General features: G+C 40.0%; 17 protein-coding genes, 1 tRNA gene and 1 pseudogene. 8 read left to right on the forward strand and 11 right to left on the reverse strand.

Annotated elements, in window-relative coordinates; translation table 11 throughout:
* Positions 1–214: 214 nt before the first annotated feature.
* The 5 genes from H6G25_RS14700 to H6G25_RS14720 form a co-directional block, all read right to left on the reverse strand.
* Entirely contained in the window at positions 215–943 is a 729-nt protein-coding gene (locus H6G25_RS14700) for a protein phosphatase 2C domain-containing protein (protein ID WP_190393132.1), read from the reverse strand.
* A 21-nt stretch (positions 944–964) separates the two neighbouring features.
* The gene (locus tag H6G25_RS14705) at positions 965–2,650 is read right to left on the reverse strand and encodes an AarF/ABC1/UbiB kinase family protein (RefSeq protein WP_190393133.1); all 1,686 of its coding nucleotides are present in this window, start codon (positions 2,648–2,650) and stop codon (positions 965–967) included.
* A gap of 132 nt (positions 2,651–2,782) precedes the next feature.
* On the reverse strand, positions 2,783–3,103 hold the full coding sequence (locus H6G25_RS14710) for a DUF6825 family protein (RefSeq protein ID WP_190393134.1): 321 nt from the start codon (positions 3,101–3,103) through the stop codon (positions 2,783–2,785).
* A 115-nt stretch (positions 3,104–3,218) separates the two neighbouring features.
* Positions 3,219–3,292 (reverse strand) — tRNA-Pro (locus H6G25_RS14715).
* Positions 3,293–3,511: 219 nt separating this feature from the next.
* A complete protein-coding gene (locus H6G25_RS14720) occupies positions 3,512–4,039 on the reverse strand; it encodes a GNAT family N-acetyltransferase (RefSeq protein WP_190393135.1) in 528 nt (175 codons plus the stop codon).
* A 422-nt stretch (positions 4,040–4,461) separates the two neighbouring features.
* Between H6G25_RS14720 and H6G25_RS14725 the strand changes: the two genes are divergently transcribed.
* From H6G25_RS14725 to lnt, 4 genes and pseudogenes are all read left to right on the forward strand, one after another.
* The gene (locus tag H6G25_RS14725; RefSeq protein ID WP_190393136.1) at positions 4,462–5,358 is read left to right on the forward strand and encodes an alpha/beta hydrolase; all 897 of its coding nucleotides are present in this window, start codon (positions 4,462–4,464) and stop codon (positions 5,356–5,358) included.
* 84 nt (positions 5,359–5,442) lie between these two features.
* A pseudogene (locus H6G25_RS21265) lies at positions 5,443–5,676 on the forward strand (transposase); the annotation flags it as partial.
* Positions 5,677–6,031: 355 nt separating this feature from the next.
* Complete coding sequence (gyrA, locus tag H6G25_RS14730; protein ID WP_190393137.1) at positions 6,032–8,647, forward strand: DNA gyrase subunit A; 2,616 nt, start codon at positions 6,032–6,034, stop codon at positions 8,645–8,647.
* A gap of 101 nt (positions 8,648–8,748) precedes the next feature.
* Positions 8,749–10,341, forward strand: a complete 1,593-nt coding sequence (gene lnt / locus H6G25_RS14735) for an apolipoprotein N-acyltransferase (RefSeq protein WP_190393138.1) — start codon at positions 8,749–8,751, stop codon at positions 10,339–10,341.
* Positions 10,342–10,600: 259 nt separating this feature from the next.
* Here lnt and H6G25_RS14740 read toward each other — a convergent pair whose 3' ends face one another.
* The 5 genes from H6G25_RS14740 to H6G25_RS14760 form a co-directional block, all read right to left on the reverse strand.
* Positions 10,601–10,981 (reverse strand): hypothetical protein, encoded by a 381-nt coding sequence (locus H6G25_RS14740; protein WP_190393139.1) that lies wholly within the window; start codon positions 10,979–10,981, stop codon positions 10,601–10,603.
* 326 nt (positions 10,982–11,307) lie between these two features.
* Positions 11,308–11,466 (reverse strand): YqaE/Pmp3 family membrane protein, encoded by a 159-nt coding sequence (locus H6G25_RS14745; protein ID WP_190393147.1) that lies wholly within the window; start codon positions 11,464–11,466, stop codon positions 11,308–11,310.
* 95 nt (positions 11,467–11,561) lie between these two features.
* Positions 11,562–11,912 (reverse strand): translation initiation factor, encoded by a 351-nt coding sequence (locus tag H6G25_RS14750; RefSeq protein ID WP_190393140.1) that lies wholly within the window; start codon positions 11,910–11,912, stop codon positions 11,562–11,564.
* Between the two features lie 353 nt (positions 11,913–12,265).
* Entirely contained in the window at positions 12,266–12,616 is a 351-nt protein-coding gene (locus H6G25_RS14755) for a hypothetical protein (protein ID WP_242034978.1), read from the reverse strand.
* A gap of 325 nt (positions 12,617–12,941) precedes the next feature.
* Entirely contained in the window at positions 12,942–13,487 is a 546-nt protein-coding gene (locus H6G25_RS14760) for a DciA family protein (protein ID WP_190393141.1), read from the reverse strand.
* 562 nt (positions 13,488–14,049) lie between these two features.
* Between H6G25_RS14760 and H6G25_RS14765 the strand changes: the two genes are divergently transcribed.
* From H6G25_RS14765 to H6G25_RS14780, 4 genes are all read left to right on the forward strand, one after another.
* A complete protein-coding gene (locus H6G25_RS14765) occupies positions 14,050–14,760 on the forward strand; it encodes a PspA/IM30 family protein (RefSeq protein WP_190393142.1) in 711 nt (236 codons plus the stop codon).
* 267 nt (positions 14,761–15,027) lie between these two features.
* Entirely contained in the window at positions 15,028–15,819 is a 792-nt protein-coding gene (locus H6G25_RS14770) for a PspA/IM30 family protein (RefSeq protein ID WP_190393143.1), read from the forward strand.
* Positions 15,820–16,060: 241 nt separating this feature from the next.
* Positions 16,061–16,396 carry a thioredoxin family protein gene (locus H6G25_RS14775; RefSeq protein ID WP_190393144.1) on the forward strand — a complete coding sequence of 112 codons (336 nt, stop codon included), beginning with the start codon at positions 16,061–16,063 and terminating at the stop codon, positions 16,394–16,396.
* A gap of 75 nt (positions 16,397–16,471) precedes the next feature.
* On the forward strand, positions 16,472–17,677 hold the full coding sequence (locus H6G25_RS14780) for an LL-diaminopimelate aminotransferase (protein WP_190393145.1): 1,206 nt from the start codon (positions 16,472–16,474) through the stop codon (positions 17,675–17,677).
* 318 nt (positions 17,678–17,995) lie between these two features.
* Here H6G25_RS14780 and nadC read toward each other — a convergent pair whose 3' ends face one another.
* Positions 17,996–18,859 carry a carboxylating nicotinate-nucleotide diphosphorylase gene (gene nadC / locus H6G25_RS14785; RefSeq protein ID WP_190393149.1) on the reverse strand — a complete coding sequence of 288 codons (864 nt, stop codon included), beginning with the start codon at positions 18,857–18,859 and terminating at the stop codon, positions 17,996–17,998.
* Positions 18,860–19,254 lie beyond the last annotated feature (395 nt).

A 19,254-nucleotide genomic window follows, 5' to 3' on the forward strand; every position in this document is an offset into this window, starting at 1 on the left:
CTGAGTAAAGGTACAACCGATTCTGAATCAGGGCTTCGCGGATTTTTAGCATAAAAAAGTGCAAGGCTATGGCATTTAGAGCGTCAAAGTCCTTGCATTTCTAAGGAAAATCAGGGGGTGAATTTGGAAACCAATCTTCAAAGCCACCATTTTTCGCACTGTTTGGTATCTAGGTTTTCTATGGGTAATTTTTCAGCAAGCCCTAACTAGAAAATCAGGTTTCTACAGAGACGAGGACGACGGTAATGTTGTCGTGTCCACCTTCTTCTTTTGCGGCTTCTACAAGAGATTTGGCCGCTGCTTCTAAAGAAGGTATGTCTTGAAGGTAGCTGGTAATTTTATGGTCTACAAGTTCTTCCGTGAGTCCATCACTGCATAATAATAAGCGATCGCCATGTTGTAAATCTAGTTGTTGGACTGAAATCTGATTCAGGTCTTCTCTACCCAAACAACTGGATAAAACGTGACGATAGGGATGAACTCTAGCTTCATCAGGAGTAATATCGCCTATTTTCAGTGCTTTGGCAATCCAGGTATGGTCTTCTGTAATTTGTTGTAATTGTGATTTTCGCAGACGGTAAAGACGGGAATCACCAACATGACCGCATACAGGAGATTCTCCCGGACGAATGACAACTACTACCGCTGTTGTTCCCATATCAGCACGTTGAGGATGATTTTGCTGATCTAGCATTATGGCTTGATTTGCGGTAGATAGGGCAAGTTGTAGTAGTTTTGATGCTGATTCGGAGGATTGCCAATTTTGCTCTAAATATGAACGAATTTCTTGAGTAGCGATACGACTAGCCTCTTCTCCTCCTGCATGACCACCCATACCGTCAGCGACTATAAAGAATCGCCCTGTGGGATCAATATAGTAGGCATCTTGATTATAAGCACGAATAAGCCCCGGATCTGATAAACCGGTAGAGTCAAGTTTCATAGATTTTTCGTAAGCGACTAATTAATACATTCGATCATAACGGTCGAGACGCAAAAGCAACCGAATCAGTAGGAATGACATTGATGCTGCGATTAAACCAATCAGACTGGCTAACCATACATAATGACTAACTAGGAGAATTGTAGCTGCAATTGTCAGACCACTAATGATCACAGCATAACTCATTCCCAGTTGAATATTACTCTGTCGCCGTATCAGGCGTTCTGTTTCTACGGACCGAACGCGGAGACGGATATCCCCGCGTTCTATTTTATCCAACGTATCTTCTAATCTCCGTGGTAATCCTAAAGCAGTGCTGCTAACTTGGACTGCTTGACGACTTAATTCATTCAAGAAGCTATTCCCCTCAGAACTACTGTTATCTGTCATAAGCTGCATTGCATAAGGCTGGGCAACTTCCATAAAATTAAATTCTGGATCTAGACCTTTACCGACTCCTTCCAGGGTGGAAAAGGCACGCATGACAAAGGTGAAGGTTGCTGGAAATCTAAATGGTTGATCATAGGCCAGTTCGTACAGATCTTCACTGATAGCTGCCACCGATTGGTTTTCAAAAGGCTTATCCATGAAGTTATCCAGCATATACTGGACAGAACGACGGACAGGCCCCATGTCCTCAACTGGGGCGAGCGCTCCTAAATCAATTAGGGATTTTACCACACGATCGCCATCTTTTTGGGCGATACCAAATAAAGTTTCCATTAGTCCTTCCCGGACATTGGATTTAATTGTACCCATCATCCCGAAGTCGTAGAAAATCAAAGCCCCTTCGGGACTAACTGCCAGATTCCCAGGGTGGGGATCAGCGTGAAAGAAGCCATTATTTAGAAGTTGATGTAAGTAAGCTTGTGCGCCATAACGAGCGATCGCTTTTCTGTCTACACCCGCAGCCTCCAAGGCCTCATACTGACTAACTTTAATTCCAGGTAAATACTCTAAAGTAATTACCCTAGACGTAGCATAACGCCAATATACTCTTGGTACTTTTACCCAATCATAAGTGCGGAAATTCCGGCGAAAAGTATCGGCATTGCGACCTTCATTTAGATAATCAATTTCTTCCCAGAGAATACGACAACATTCCTCATATATACCCATCCAATCTCTACCCCGTCCCCATTTGGGGTGGTTTTGAAAGTAACGGGCAATACCTTTAAGAATGTCTAAATCAATTTCAAATAGCTTCTTGAGTCCAGGCCTTTGTACCTTGACAACAACGGACTCACCAGTGTACAGAGTAGCCTTGTGAACTTGACCTAAACTAGCAGCAGCCAGGGGAACAGGTTCAAAATCTTGGAAAAGTGAAGAAATTGGTTTATCCAACTCCTGTTCAATAATTCCTTCCACCTGTTCATAACTAAATGCGGGAACTTTGTCTTGTAACTTAGATAACTCCTCCACATATTCAGTCGAGAAAATATCAGCACGAGTAGAAAACAACTGTCCTACCTTAATAAAAGTCGGACCCAAATCCAAGAATGTAGTTCTAATCCAGATTGCTTGGGCTTTGCGTCTAGCTGCTTGCTTGGCTTCTGTCATACCACCGGGGTAACTCCAGGGCTTGCTATAGCGCCAAATTTTGAACATCAAGGTCAAGACAAAAGACCAAATATCCACAAAGCGGCGTTTGCTAGAGTATTCTTCCCGATTCCAACGGTATGCTTTGCCTGAGTAACCTTGTTCCATATTTTTCTTATACCGTCGGCTTGAGAGGGAGCAGGAGAAGCTGGGAGGGTAAGGGATATGGGTGGCTGGGGCAGCTGGGGCGGAATTTTCCCATTACCCATTACCCATTACCCATTACCCATTACCCATTACCTATTTTGCAGCATTGCGATGCTTCTGCAATTCACTTCTTAATAGAGCGATTTCCGCCCTTAATTCGTCAATTTCGGTCTGTAAGTCTAAAGAATCTGCACCAGATGAACTATTTGTCGTTTTTCCAGTTGCAGATGATTCTGCTGCCCGATTAGCTCGTGCCATCACTTCTTCTGTAAACTGGCGTAGCTGCTCTTTAGCTTCAGCATCAAATTTGCCCAGTTCACTCAAAGCATCAGTCAAGGCGACTTCTACACGCTCATTAATCACTTCGGCTACTGCTCTGCCTACGAAAAAGGCTTGCACAAGGGTATTACTCATAAATTTTTGTAAAGTTGCTCCGCAAAAAGATTATAACCTGCCTGGATGCTGTAATGTTTCCATTTGCAACTTTGCTGAGTTAGGGAAATACAACCACCGTCAAATATCCATAAAATCGGGATGACAGGATTCGAACCTGCGGCATCCTGCTCCCAAAGCAGGCGCGCTACCAAGCTGCGCTACATCCCGTAAATCTATCAAAGCCAATTTTCACATAACTTAAATTATGTTTTTTGGTTCTTCCTGCCCATCATATCACAAAAAAGAATAAATGCAAACCCAATAATCTATAAAAAATCAGACTATGGAAAACATCCTGGGAGAAATCAGGCACAAACCAGGATTTTCCCGGAATTTTCACTTAAATTACCCCCATTATTCCCCAATGCCTCATCCCCAATAACCAAATTACTGAGGATACCAAAACATTCCTTTGATACCTTCAGGGTCTGGCATAAAGCCCATAGTTTTATAGAAATCTACAACATGGGCATCAGCAAAAAGAGTCACATTACTAATTTCTTCGCTCCTTAGTTTTTTGAGGACATATTTCATTAAAGCCTTACCTAGTCCTCTACTTTGAAAATCAGGATGAACCACTACATCCCAAATGGTGGCATTAAAAGCATGGTCTGAGGTAGCACGGGCAAAACCAATCAACCGCTTCTTGTTTCCTCGTACTTGCCACATGGAGGCCACGAGAAAACTATGCTCAATCGCTTTTTTTACTTTTCTGAGAGGGCGACGTGACCAGCCAACTGCGTCACAGAGTTCTTCTAGTTCATAGAGGTCAATATCTCTTTCTGTACTGAAAACGATTTGATCCTTACCTAAACTAGAATTACTTCCAACTGCTGCTGTATACTCATTAACAGCAGTAGTTTTATTTGTCGCTAAAGATTCAGGAGTGCTAAACCAAGTTTTCCAAAAACCCATGCCAACGCAGTTCGGTTAGTATGACTGAAATTGGTTACCACTTTTTAAGAGTGTTGATTCACATTTAACATCGCTATGACCATAGCGAGTTATCGGGTGTTTCTTACCAATCACCTTTAACTTTAGCATTTTGTTTTGGTACTACTCTATAAAACTCGTCCAAAGTCCAAATTTTTCCCACAAATTTCCTTAGGACTACTTTAATGAATATCAATGGACAAGCTTAAACTTATATTCGGCTAATTAATATCCAATTCAATGACACAAGAATCACAGGTAATTTAACTGATACACTGTAGAATAAGATAATTCAGCTAGTTCAAAATTTAATTTTTGTTTTGTTGAATTTTTGAATTATTCTTTTCCTGTTTGTATTTAGTTGTATTTATTCGCACCCAAATTTATGGGTACGATGTTTAACTATGGCAACAATAGAAATCTTAGGTGTTCCACATACTTATGAGCTAACCGCTCCTACATCATGTCCCCATACTTTAGTATTTATCCACGGTTGGCTAAATAGCCGCATATACTGGCAACCCGTAATTTCTCGTCTATCACTAGATTTACAGTGTTTATCTTACGATTTACGAGGGTTCGGTGAATCACAGTCCCAGGTAACATCAGATTCAGATATAGACCTGACTCCCACAGGCTCTAGCATGGTTGCTTCGTCCTTGGATTCTCTATATTCTCCATTCGCTTATGCTCAAGATTTAGCTGTTCTTCTCCAGCACCTGAATATTTCTAGTGCTTGGCTCATAGGTCATTCTCTGGGTGGTACTATTGCTCTGTGGACAGCGACTCAATTACATGATTGTATTCAAGGTGTAATTTGTATTAATGCCGGTGGTGGAATTTATCTTAAAGAAGCATTTGAGCAATTCCGTGCCGCAGGACAGAAATTTTTACAAGTCCGTCCCCGTTGGCTTTCGCAAATGCCCTTAATTGATTTGTTATTTACTAAAGCTAGTGTATTGCGTCCTTTAGAGCGTTATTGGGCGCGTCAAAGATTAATTGATTTTATTGTAGCTGATCCAGAAGCTGCTCTGGGAACTCTTTTCGCATCTACTACGGAACAAGAAATTAACTGTTTACCCCAGTTAGTATCAAAATTGAAGCAGCCAGTATATTTTTTAGCGGGTGCTGACGATAAGGTAATGGAACCCAAATATGTCCGCCATTTGGCCAGTTTTCATTGGCTTTTCCGATGTGTTGGTGATAATGTGATTGAAATTCCTGATTGTGGGCATTTGGCTATGTTAGAGCAACCGGAAGCCGTAGCTGAACATATTCGGTCAGTAGTCATTGGTTATTAACGTAAGTTGTACAAAGATTTGTAGAACAATTATCGGAAACCAGATTTTCTCAATTGTTAAATTTGGTAAAAATAAAAATCGGTGTGTAAAATCCGTTGGAAAATAGAGGAGTTTCACAGAGAAATTAAACAATTAACAGGCATTGAATCATGTCAATGTCCTAAGGCACGCCTGCAAAGAAATCATATTACTTGTGCTATGTTGGTTTGGCTGAAACTGAAAAATTTAGCCTATCAAACAGGTCAAACTATTTATAAAATCAAGCATAGTTTGGTTTCTAATTATCTAATTGGTGCAACTAAAACGTCTAGATGTTAGGATGTATTTGGTCTAATTTAAATGACCACTTGGCTGCCTTCACTAGTGATCGCTTGTGGCAGTTGCGTAAGTTCTGGTCAAAAATCTCAACTTACTGGTGGGGATGTAGAAACCACATCTTCAACGAAATAAGATCGGGTAGTTCATATTAATATTAGTTAATAATCACCGAATCAATTTTAATCTTCCGGTTCTGACTTGCTGTTGTGACAGATTGGATAGTATTTATGCAAATTGAGTTCTAATATGTTAGAATTATAGCAAAATATGACAACTATTCAAAGTTTATTTGACATAATTTTGTATTTTGTCAAGTTGAAGGCTAAAATTTACATTTTTTGGAGTTTTGGAGTCTATGACAACCTCACAGGAGAGGATTATCCCGACAGATTTGCGAAATGAAATGTCGCGGTCTTATCTAGAATACGCTATGAGCGTCATTGTGGGTCGGGCGTTACCAGATGCTAGGGATGGTCTAAAACCTGTGCATCGTCGCATCCTCTATGCTATGCACGAACTAGGTTTGCTACATGATCGCCCCTTTAGAAAATGCGCCCGTGTCGTAGGGGAAGTATTGGGTAAATATCACCCCCATGGTGACACGGCAGTGTATGATGCTTTGGTACGGATGGCACAGGATTTTTCCATGCGATCGCCTCTCATCAGTGGACATGGTAACTTTGGTTCAGTAGACAATGATCCACCGGCAGCAATGCGGTACACAGAATGTCGTTTACACGCCTTAACTAGTGTAGCCCTCCTCCAAGATATTGAAGCCGAAACCGTAGACTTTGCTGATAACTTCGATGGTTCTCAACAAGAACCAACGGTTTTACCCTCCCGCATTCCCCAACTCTTGTTAAATGGTTCTTCGGGAATTGCAGTGGGAATGGCGACAAATATTCCTCCGCATAATTTGGGAGAATTGATTGATGGATTAGTAGCATTAATTCACAATCCTGAAATTACTGACATACAATTAATGCAGTATATTCACGGTCCCGATTTTCCCACCGGGGCGCAGATATTGGGAACAAGTGGCATTAAAGACGCTTATACCACAGGTCGCGGTTCAATCACCATGCGGGGTGTAGCTAATATTGAAACCATTGAACAACGCAACCGTCCAGACCGGGAAGCAATTATCATTACCGAATTACCTTATCAAACCAATAAAGCCGCATTAATCGAAAAAATTGCCGAATTGGTGAATGATAAGAAAATCGAAGGTATTGCAGATATCCGTGATGAAAGCGATCGGGACGGCATGAGAATCGTCATCGAATTAAAACGTGATGCCTATCCCCGTGTCGTTTTAAACAACCTTTACAAGCAAACTCCCCTACAGGCTAACTTTGGGGCGAATATGTTGGCATTAGTCAATAGCGAACCTCAAACCCTTAGCCTCAAACGATTCCTCAGCGTTTTCCTAGACTTCCGCATTTTCTCCATAGAACGCCGTACCCGCTACGAATTACGGAAAGCAGAAGAAAGGGATCACTTATTGCAGGGATTACTAATTGCTCTGTCACAATTAGATGCAATTATTGTTTTAATTCGTCATGCACCGGACGCACCCACAGCCAAAGGAGAGTTAATTACCAATTACGGACTTTCCGAAGTGCAAGCAGACGCAATTTTACAAATGCAGTTGCGACGGTTAACGGCGCTAGAAGCGGATAAAATTCGCCTGGAACACGAAGAATTACAAGTTAAAATCACCGACTTACAGGATATTTTAGCCAGACGGGAACGGGTTTTAGAAATCATCGAAACGGAAATCGCCCAAATTAAAGCCAGCTTTGCTACACCCCGGCGCACGGTTATCACCCATGGAGAAGGAGATATAGATGACATTGACCTAATTGCTAACGAAAAAGCAGTGATTCTGGTGACAGAACAAGGTTACATCAAACGGATGCCCGTCAACACCTTTGAATCTCAAAACCGCGCTACTAGGGGTAAGGCTGGTGCTAAAGTTAAAGATGATGATACCATCGAGCATTTCTTAACTTGCTGTGATCATGATAGCATCTTATTCTTTAGCGATCGCGGAGTTGTCTACTCACTCAAAGCCTATCAAATACCCGTAGGTTCGCGCACCAGTCGAGGGACACCCATAGTCCAAATGTTACCCATTCCCAAGGAAGAGAAAATTACGTCTATTGTCCCCGTAGACGAATTTAGCAGCGAAGAATATCTGGTGATGCTCACCAAAGGCGGTAACATCAAAAAAACCGTCTTAGAAGCATTTAGCCACATTCGCGCCAACGGACTAATTGCCATATCCTTAGAAGAAGGTGACCAACTACGCTGGGTGAGAAGAGCCAGAGTAGAAGACAGTATAATAATCGGTTCACGTCAAGGTATGGCCATTCACTTCCGCTGTACTCATGACCAACTGCGTCCTCTGGGAAGAGCCACTCGTGGTGTAAAATCCATGAAACTCAAGGATAAAGACGAACTCATAGGTATGGATATCCTACCTGCGGCCATTCTCGACACCTTAGATACTAGCACAGAAGGGGAAATAGAAGAAACAGCAGAAATAGAAGAAACCTTAGAAATTGCTGAAATTGAAAATACCGAAGAAACAGCAGAAACCAGTAACAGCAATAGTACCGGACCATGGGTACTAGTCATTACCGTAGGCGGTTATGGTAAGCGTGTGCCTGTTTCTCAATTCCGACTGCAAAACCGGGCTGGTCAAGGTTTAATGGCCACCAAATTCAAGACCCGCAAAACCAAAGACAAACTAGCCACTTTAAGAATTGTCAACAGCGACGACGAAATCATGATGGCCACCAATCGTGGTATTATTATACGTCAAGCCGTCAATGCAATTTCTATTCAATCAAGATCAGCCACTGGAGTTAAAGTGCAACGTTTAGATGAAGATGATGCCATTACCGGAGTTGCGATTGTTCCCCCCGACACTGGTGATCATGGAGAACTAGAGGACGCAGAATAAACCATTTAAAATTAGACGTTGCTGACTTAAAAACTCTTACCTTTGCGCCTTTGCGCCTTTGCGTGAGACTGCTTAATCAGTAACGTCCAAAATTAAACAAAATGCTAAAACTCAGACACCAGAAGATATCCAGTCCCATCATCTATTATACCTTGTCTCTCCTCAGTGGCATATTCATGGGAACAACCGTCGCCCCTATTGGTGCATGGTTCTTAGCCTGGGTATCCCTAACCCCCTTGTGGATACTACTAATTAAAATTACACCAAAAACAGACAAAAATTACCCATCTGCCCCTGTTCTTGGCTTCATCTGGGGCATCGGTTATCACGGTGTCGCATTGTCATGGATTACAGGTATTCATCCCATGGACTGGCTGGGTGTCCCTTGGCTACCGAGCTTAACTATTACCCTATTTTGTTGGGCATTTATCAGCCTCTGGGGGGGAATTTTCGTCTCTATTTGGGCGGCTTTAATGGTGCGTCTAGACAGGGGAAACCCTTATTTGCGTGTCCTCATTGGTACAATCCTTTGGTGTAGCTTAGAAAGCCTCTGGAGTGCCGGGCCTTTATGGTGGAGTTCTCTAGCTTACACTCAATCACCATACAATCTCGTAATTCTCCATTTAGGACAACTTTCAGGACCCAATACTGTCACTGCGGTAATTGTCGCTTTTAATGGCTTTATTGCTGAATATCTCACGCAAAGGCGCAAAGACGCAAAGGAAGAAAGAATAACTCATCCAAAAACCTCTGTGTCCTCTGTGCCTCTGTGGTTCGTTAATTCCCACTTAATCCTAGCCACCACCCTATTAATTACCTCCCATTTTATTGGCCTTATCCTCTATAGCAACCCCCTGAATTTTACCCCAAATACAGCTTTGAAAATTGGCATTATTCAAGGTAATATTCCTAATAAAATTAAGGTTCTTCCTCAAGGTTTGCGTCAGGCTATGACAGCTTACACTCAAGGATATTTAAATTTAACTAATCAAGGTGTCCAAGCTGTTCTTACTCCAGAAGCTTCTCTACCTATTTTTGCCCGTGACTTACCCCAAACTACTCTGTTAGCTGCTATTCGAGAACGGGGTGTTATAGCTTGGATAGGTGCTTTTGGTGAACAAGGAAGTAGTTATACAAATAGTTTATTTACAGTTATTAATAATGGAGAAATTACCAGCCGTTACGATAAATCTAAACTTGTACCATTGGGAGAATATATTCCTTTTGAAAATATTTTAGGAGGAATTATTCAACGTTTATCACCACTAGAAGCACATCAAGTTCCGGGTCAAGTTAATCAAATTTTTGATACTCCTTTTGGTAAGGTGATTATTGGTATTTGTTATGAATCAGCTTTTGCGGAAAATTTCCGTTATCAAGCTGCTATGGGTGGGAAATTTATCCTCAGTTCTTCTAATGATGCTCATTATACGCCAGCAATGGCAAATCAACACCATGCCCAGGATATCATGCGGGCAATTGAAACTGATAGATGGGCTGTAAGGGCAACAAATACCGGCTATTCCGCATTTATTAATCCTCATGGTGAAACTTTATGGAAATCAGGATATAATACCTACGAAACCCACGCAGAAACTATTTATCCCCGTCAAACTCAGACTTTATATGTACGCTGGGGAGATTGGTTAACGCCTTTATTGTTGTTTCTGAGTGCTTTAATTTGGTTTTTTTGATTCCCTCTCTATTTCTATTATATTTTCTTGTCTCAGTAGAACGGGATCTGAGAATAGAAGTATTTGCTTGCGGACTAGGATTAAGACTATCATTATAATCCTCCAAAAGATGAAGGTTTAGGGTGTATTAAGTAGGTTGGCGTTAAAAATTGTCATTGTGGCGAGGGAACAGGGAACAGAAAGGAGGTTTTGGTCACCTTTACTTTTCGTTACATATTTCGGTTTTTTCCGTTCACTTACTTAGTTTATTCCTATCTATTCAGTTTTGAAGTAGACGATTTAAAATTATTTTGCCTTGGGGACTAATTACCTGAACACGAATAAATCTGGGATCACTTGGTTTCCAAATTACTTGATATTTTGTTCCATTATTATTCCAAGTGTATAGTTGACGTTGTTTAGTTCCAGAAGCGACAGCACCAGATAAACTAATATTGGAATTACTATTACGGTTTTCACCATAATAGTAATAAGCATTATTGGTAAAAGCTAAGGTGACAGTCCAATCTTTATCCGTAAATTCACCTGCCGGATAGTCAAACTTTTTAACAGCTATAGCTTGATTAGGAATAGCTACATCAATCATTGCGGGTGTAGAAATTCCCAAAATTGCCGATAAAATGATGGCTTTATAGTTCATAATCTTCTCCTTTACAAATCTCAAGTTATCTGGGTTTGTGTTTACTAGGAAGCAAAATCATTAACATTATGAAGTGGGAATTTCCTGCTCCCATTCCTTATCTGGAAAGATGCTATCTTTTTTTTATTAACCAAAGAAAAGTATAAGTACCGTGAAAGGAAAGATAAACCCAAGCTTCAATAGTAAAATTGTGGTATAAAACCATTAATCCTAATAAGATAGCAAATGTTAGACCTTATTTTCATATTCTGCTTTTTGATGAAAGGGTATAAAGTTAGGAAAACAAATAGAGAGACAGTCCGGTTTATTCTATCTCTCTGACATCATTATTTCTTCGCAATTATCCAGACTGCGTGAACAATTCCAGGGATATAACCAAATAACGTCAAGACGATATTAATCCAAAAGTCTAGACCAAAACCTACTTGTAAAAATACTCCCAAAGGTGGGAAAAAAATCGCTACTACAATTCTAATTACATCCATATTCATGATATTCTCTTGTTAATGTTCCACATTTATAGAGTTAACATCACCGTCTGTCATGATCATTCCTGAAAAGATTCGGTAAACCCCACTCTTCAACCACCACTGATTTTAGCCTTGTAACCTAATTTTACCAAAATCTCTAAGATCTTCTGTTTATGGTCTCCCTGAACTTCAATTTCGTTATCTTTCACCGTCCCACCAGTACCGCATTGGGCTTTTAACTGTTTTAATAAAGTAGCCAAGGTTTCCGGTTTAGTTTGAAAACCAGTAATAACCGTGACAGTTTTCCCTTTCCGTCCAGCGCGAGTGGCTTGGATTCTTACATTTTGCTGATTTGGGGGTAAATCCTGCATTCCCCGCTCTACAGCGCGTTCCAGTGGGGGTGAACTACCGTTACCAAATTCTTGGTAGACAAAGCCTTTGTCAGATTTCGGATTAGCCATACAATTTAATGCGGAAAAAATAGACTTTCATAACAATACCTTAGCCAAAACAAGAGTATGAACAGAGGTCTGATGTAGTAGAGTTATAGTTTTTCAAAATAACAACTTAAAATCTACGCACAGACCATACTCGATATTCTAACACTCTTGCAATGGCTTTGTAAATTGGCAAAGGTATTGATTGAAAATAGGTTTTGATGCCATTTTTGGTGATTCATGATTACTCAAATTTCTTTTTTGTTTTCAGATGTCTATTTTCATTCTTGTTTCCTTTTTTTACTTATGTGACAGTTGATCTGCGGAAGGTGGATGATTAAGGTGGAGAGAAAATTGATGACAATAATTGTGCGTGATTAAATTGTTACTCCATTATTTGCCGCCTCCTGCGTGGTATAAATACGGTTATTCTTAACACAACTAATTTTAAGATGGTCTAAATCCGCTGCAAGAGTTTGAGAAGTTGAAAAAATAGGCCTTGGTATTGGTAAACCCCAGGCATCTTCTAAATTTTCCCAGGAGGGTGAAAAAGCTGGTAACGCCAAAGGACAAGCCTTCCAAACACCTTGGACTGGTGCGGTCAACTTTTCACACATACCACCACGGCGACCCTGTGGCTGGTAATAACGACAATAACGACAAGTAGATGTTAAACGCTTAGTTGCTTGATATGCCTTCATCTTCAGTACCATAGGACTAGCCAACATACTTATATATTTTCCTTGTTTACCAAAATAGGGATGAAGGGCAAAAAGTTATTATTGGATATGGGTTATAGCCATTATTATCAATAAATAAACTTTATTATCTCTTTAGATTTTTGTTATATTTGTAAATGATTCTTAGAGTGTCTACATACTCAATTTAAACTAAAACATATTAGGGATCAAGGTTAAAAGTCTGATTTTAGATTTACTCCGATTTTTTTTAGTCTACTTTGGATAGATTTAAACTCAGTTTTTAGCATCTAGTTGACTCCATTATTTACAATCAACTGACAATAGTTCAATATCATAATCAAGGGCTGATTATTTACCTCAACCGCTTAGAACAGCACAGAGAACAAACATTCCAGCGTTCCAGTTCACCTGGTGGGCTAGGACATTGACATTCAGGACATAAAGGGAGATAATGCGATCGCTCCTGCATCAGCCTAGCCCAATTCTTAAAAGTACCTAGAGCATTGTCAAGACTCGGTGTGACTAACTTCTCAGCAACTAGATCATCAGCAACATAACTGGGGTGTTCTGAAGCAAAAATAGTTATTTGTGTTTCCGTCCTTGGTAAACTCTTCCACCCCGCAGTCGAAAAGCGAATATCTATCAAAGATGTAGATAGCTTGTGGTTTAATTTCATGAGTATGGTTTTCCGTTCAAAGGTCAAATTTTGCGCCCAAGCAGCGCTAGACGTTGCTACCCACACAACATCACGTTGAATTGACAAAGGACGAGTTTGTACCGCAACCCCAGCACCGACAATTTCCACCCAACAATTCAGCAACCGGGGAAATAATTGTTCTTGCCATACTGCTGAACGTTGGATATTCCCTAAAACCTGATTAATTGACTTTAAAGACATATTTTGTTAGTAGTTTTACTATTTCAATTACTTAGGAAATATACATTATCTTGCTTGTCCTGACCTAATCCTTGATTAAGAGGTTGTTTTAAAAGTCTAAATTCATACTAACTGGGGCGATTCTAAATCGCGGCTACACAGGCAAAACCCACTTGCTTGGGTTTGAAATGGATTTTCTGTTAGTCGGCACCGGCGGACTTCGTTTGTGTAGTAGCATTCGCAATTAATAGACCATAATTCTCAATCTACTACCAAACCAAAAATCACATCTATACCCAAGTATCCTAATTTAGCGACTTAGGAATTTCGACAACTCGCAAGATACCAAAGACATAGTAGATTTAACGACAAAAGTCAAACCAACCCCGGAAATTACCAGCAACAATTCCCAAAATTAAGATACTATAGAAAGTGTGGCCTTGCTGATAGCAATCTTTGCGTCTTGGCAGGAACCATAATTTATATTGCCATATATCGCCATTGTCCAGCATAATCCTGAAATTTGTCGCATTTCCACAAAAACCAGTCTCATAGTCCTGTAAATGGTCAAGGGAAAACCAATATGGAAGTTATCAAGCGTATTCTGAGGCTAATTCGTGCTGATTTTAATAGTCTAATTAGCAATTCAGAAGATCCAGAAAAAATTCTGGAAAAAACTTTCATGGAAATGCAAGATAATTTGGTACAATTACGTCAGGGTGTAGCTCAAGCGATCGCCACACAAAAGCGCACAGAACGCCAAGCAGCCGCAGCGGAATCCCAAAGCGAAGAATGGTATCGTCGCGCTCAATTATCCCTCCAGCAGGGTAATGAATCTCTAGCACGGGAAGCCCTTACCAAACGTAAATTTTACCAAGAAACTGCCACAACCTTAATCAACCAAATTAATCAGCAAAAAGATGTAGTGACCAAGTTGAAGCAGGATATGCGGACTCTAGAATTAAAATTGGCTGAGGTGAAAACCAAAAAAGATATGTATATCGCTCGCGCACGTTCGGCCGAAGCTTCCTATCGGCTTCAAGAAATGCTGAGTGGAGTTTCCCATCAATCTAGTTTAAGCGCATTAGAACGAATGGAAGAAAAAATTTTACAGATAGAAGCAAGATCAGAGATTATTAATCAATTGAGTGGTGATGATTTGGAAAAAAAAATTGCATCCTTAGACTCTCATAATCATATTGATACAGAACTAGCAGCTATGAAAAATTATATTCTCAATCAAGGAGAAAATCCGCATCCGGATCATAATTTACCCAAAACACCAGAACCATAAGTAAGTTTGACGGGTTAATATAGCCGTATATACTTGAATTAGGTACGAAAATTAGGAAACCGCTATACAGCAAACTTAATTTTACTCCTTTCCTCTTCTTTTGTCTCCTGACTTCTGACTCCTGAATTTTTCTCTATATGATAGGTTCATGATTCAGAATAGAAAAAAAGATCCAAACTGGAAATATCACATTGGTATAGGTAGCTATTAACAAAAAAAGCTAACTATTTAACCAAAAACCCAAACCTTGTAAGGAAAGATAAATTTATGGGATTATTTGATCGTCTTAAACGGGTAGTTGGTGCTAATCTCAATGATTTAGTCAGTAAAGCCGAAGATCCAGAAAAAATGCTCGAACAAGCCCTCTTGGAAATGCAAGAGGACATGGTAAAATTGCGTCAAGGCGCAGCCCAAGCCATAGCATCTCAAAAACGGACTGAAAAACAGTACCAAGACGCTGTGAATGAAGTCAATAAATGGCAGCGTAACGCCCAACTCGCTATTCAAAAAGGTGATGAGAGTCTAGCGCGTCAAGCCTTAGAACGCAAAAAAACTTATAATGATACAAGTGTAGTTTTAAAAACTAGTCTAGACCAACAAAACGTTCAGGTAGAAGGTCTGAAAAAGAATTTAATACAGTTGGAGAGCAAAATTTCTGAAGCTAAAACTAAGAAAGAAATGCTCAAAGCTCGAATTACCGCAGCCAAAGCCCAAGAACAATTGGGAAATATGGTGAGCGGAATGAGTACCAACAGTGCCATGTCCGCTTTTGAGCGCATGGAAGAAAAAGTATTAATGCAAGAAGCTAAATCTCAGGCTGTATCCGAGTTAGTCAGTACAGATTTAAATAGCCAATTTGCAAGATTAGAATCTAGTAGTGATATTGATGATGAATTAGCTGTGTTGATAGAAGGATCTAAACAAAATACACTACCTCCAGCACTACCTCCAGCACAACCAAGCACTACAACTCCAGCACAACCAACTAATACAGCTAAAGCGATTCAACCAGTTGATGCTGAATTAGAAGAACTTAAAAGACAATTAGATAAACTCTAGTTCTTGCAGATAATTTATTTAATTCAGTTAATCCCACAAATATGTGGGATTTTACTTTATTTTTCCCAATGATGATGATAGACTACTAAATAAAAAGCTTAGATAGTAAGCATTTTATAATTGAAAATCCTTCGACCGAGTAAAGCCTAAGTCCAAAACAGGATAACAACTAACTCTCAAATTGGGATAAAGTATTTTGTAAATGAACTTGATTAACTAATGCTACTTTATGGAGACTATCATGGGCAATAGTGTAATAAATATTACTGACGCTGATTTTGAGAAAGAAGTTTTAAAAGCCGAGCAGCCCGTATTAGTATATTTTTGGGCTTCCTGGTGTGGTCCTTGTCGCTTAATGTCACCATTGATTAATTTAGCCGCAACAACTTATAGCGATCGCTTAAAAATTGTTAAAATAGAGGCTGACCCTAATCCAGTGGCTGTCAAGCAATATAATGTAGAAGGTCTTCCCGCTCTCAGGTTAATGAAAGGAGAAGAAGTATTAGAATCTACGGAAGGAGCAATTTCTAAAGATAAATTACTCAGTCTTTTAGATAACCATTTACAGAGTAATTAGTGGTCAGTTAGTGATCAAAACTCTAGAGTTTCTGATCACATACTCGTAACTAATGACCAATGATAAATAATTAAAATGCAATTTGCAACCAGGTTACAACCCTTAAGATCTAACGTATTTGCGGACATGGACACAGCCAAGACCATAGCTTTGGCTGAGGGAAAGGAATTAATTGATTTGTCTTTAGGATCTTCAGATTTACCTACCCAGAATCATATCCTAGAAGCGATCGCTCAATCTGTCCATGATCCTAGCACCCATGGTTATTTATTATTTCGTGGTACTCAAAATTTTCGTCAAGCCGCAGCCCAATGGTATGAACAGAAATTCGGTATCCCAGTTAACCCAGAAACCGAAGTTTTACCCCTAATTGGTTCTCAAGAAGGAACAGCCCATTTACCCTTAGCCATACTTAATCCCGGCGATTTTGCTCTATTATTAGATCCTGGTTATCCTTCCCATGCTGGTGGGGTATACTTGGCTAATGGTCAGATTTATCCCATGGCATTAAAACCAGAAAATAATTTTTTACCAGTTTTTAGTGATATTCCCCTCACTATTTTAGCTCAGTCACGATTGATGGTTTTAAGCTATCCTCATAATCCTACCAGTGCGATCGCCCCTTTATCCTTTTTTCAAGAAGCTGTAGCCTTTTGTCAACACCATAACATTGTTTTGGTTCACGATTTCCCCTATGTAGATTTAGTTTTCACAGAAGAAACCCAAAATCCAAAATCCAAAATCCAAAATCTAAAATCTCCAGTCCCCTCGATTTTACAAGCTGACCCAGAAAAAAGCGTCTCTATTGAATTTTTTACCCTGTCCAAGTCTTATAATATGGGAGGTTTCCGCATTGGTTATGCAATTGGGAATCCAGAATTGATTCAAGCCCTGAAACAAATCAAAGCCACCATTGATTTTAACCAATATTTGGGAATTTTGAACGGAGCGATCGCAGCCCTGACCGGACCGCAAAATGGTGTAAAATCAGCCTTAGCCATTTTCCGTCAACGCCGTGACACATTCATCAAAGCCTTACACAGCATAGACTGGAACGTTCCCACACCGGAGGCCACGATGTACATTTGGGCAAAACTACCTACACAATGGAGTCATAATTCAAGAGAATTTTGCACCGAATTAGTCAAAAAAACAGGTGTAGCAGCTTCTCCAGGTATCGGATTTGGTAAATCTGGTGAAGGATACGTTCGCTTCGCATTAGTGCAAGAACCAGAAATTCTAGCAACTGCTGTAAAGAGAATTTCTAAGTTTATGAATTAAAACACAAACTTGTGCAAATTCAAAATCGCAACTTTGCGCCTTCGCGTCTTTGCGCGAAACATAACACACACTGTTATTATATTAACCCATAATTTTTCAAATTCTCACCATTGAAGCCGCATTTAAAACGTATAACAATAAAAAATTTTCATCTTGTGGGGTGGGCTTCTAGCCCGCCCGCGAAACAAAAACCTTGGTTCGTTTACCAGCAAAATCGCTGTAATCTACACAAAAACCGTTTAAAAATAAAAAATTTTCATCTTGTGGGGTGGGCTTCTAGCCCGCCCAAATCTATAATATAGATACTATTTTAGCCGATTAAACCATTCTCATACTTAGATCCAACCATTTAGACTGAGTAATAGGCGCACTAGTAGAAATATAATCAACACCAGTTTCCGCCACAGCGCGAATAGTCTCTAAATTGACATTTCCCGAAGCCTCAATTTTCACCCGACTACCTTCCTGACGAATCAGCGACACAGCTTGACTCATCATTTCTAAAGGCATATTATCCAACATAATAATATCCGCTTTATACTCTAACGCTTCCCGTACCTGTGCCAAAGTTTCCGTTTCCACCTCAATTGTCAGAGGATAGGGAATGTGAGAACGAACACGGGTAATAGCCTCCCCAATTCCCCCAGCCGCTACAATATGATTATCCTTAATCATCACCGCATCATCCAAACCCATCCGGTGATTTATAGCACCACCTAAAGCAGTCGCGTACTTTTCCAAAATTCTCAACCCTGGTGTAGTTTTGCGCGTATCCACCAATTGAGCAGGTAAATCAGCTATTTTCTCCACATATACGTTAGTTAAACTCGCAATTCCACTTAATCGCATGGTCAAATTTAAAGCCACCCTTTCCCCCATTAACAGAGCATCTAAGGGACCATCAATTTCCGCTATTACCTGTCCTGGTTCACATTTTGCCCCCTCAGCGGTAATATTTACAAAATTGACCTGATGATTCAAAAGCTGAAACACCCTGGCTGCAATTGGTAAACCAGCAATTATTCCCGGTGCTTTCGCTATCCACTTCGCTTCTTTGTTGGTGGGATTTTGGGATAATAGAGATTGAGTAGTACGATCACCTCTACCAATATCTTCCAGCAACCAACCTTGCAACAATTGATCCAGCACCAAAAACGGTGGTAGTACAGCCAAACTCTTCATATCATCCCTAATTCCTATATCCACTCAACACTATCAGCAATTGAGTTGATTAACCCCTTCCATAATAATTACCCAAATAATTACCCAAATAATTACCCAAAAAAATCCCCATCAACTCAGCCAAATCAAAAACACAACTGCATAAAGCAAGAATCCAGAAAATTTTAACGACTGCAATCCTTACCACACAACGATTGTAGAGAAAGTGAAAATTTTTTTCCAAAAAGATGGAAAAAGTAGTTGACAAACCCAAATAGATTAGATATATTGAATAAGTGCCGAACAGCGAAGCCAAGAGAGGCAACGCCGAACAGCGCACCGAACCTTGAAAATATTATAGTTTGAAAGCCAGAATACGACAAGTACCCTGCGTCAGAAAAAAATAACCTGACCGT

The sequence above is a fragment of the Dolichospermum sp. FACHB-1091 genome, assembly GCF_014697585.1.
In the GTDB taxonomy this organism is placed as follows: domain Bacteria; phylum Cyanobacteriota; class Cyanobacteriia; order Cyanobacteriales; family Nostocaceae; genus Dolichospermum.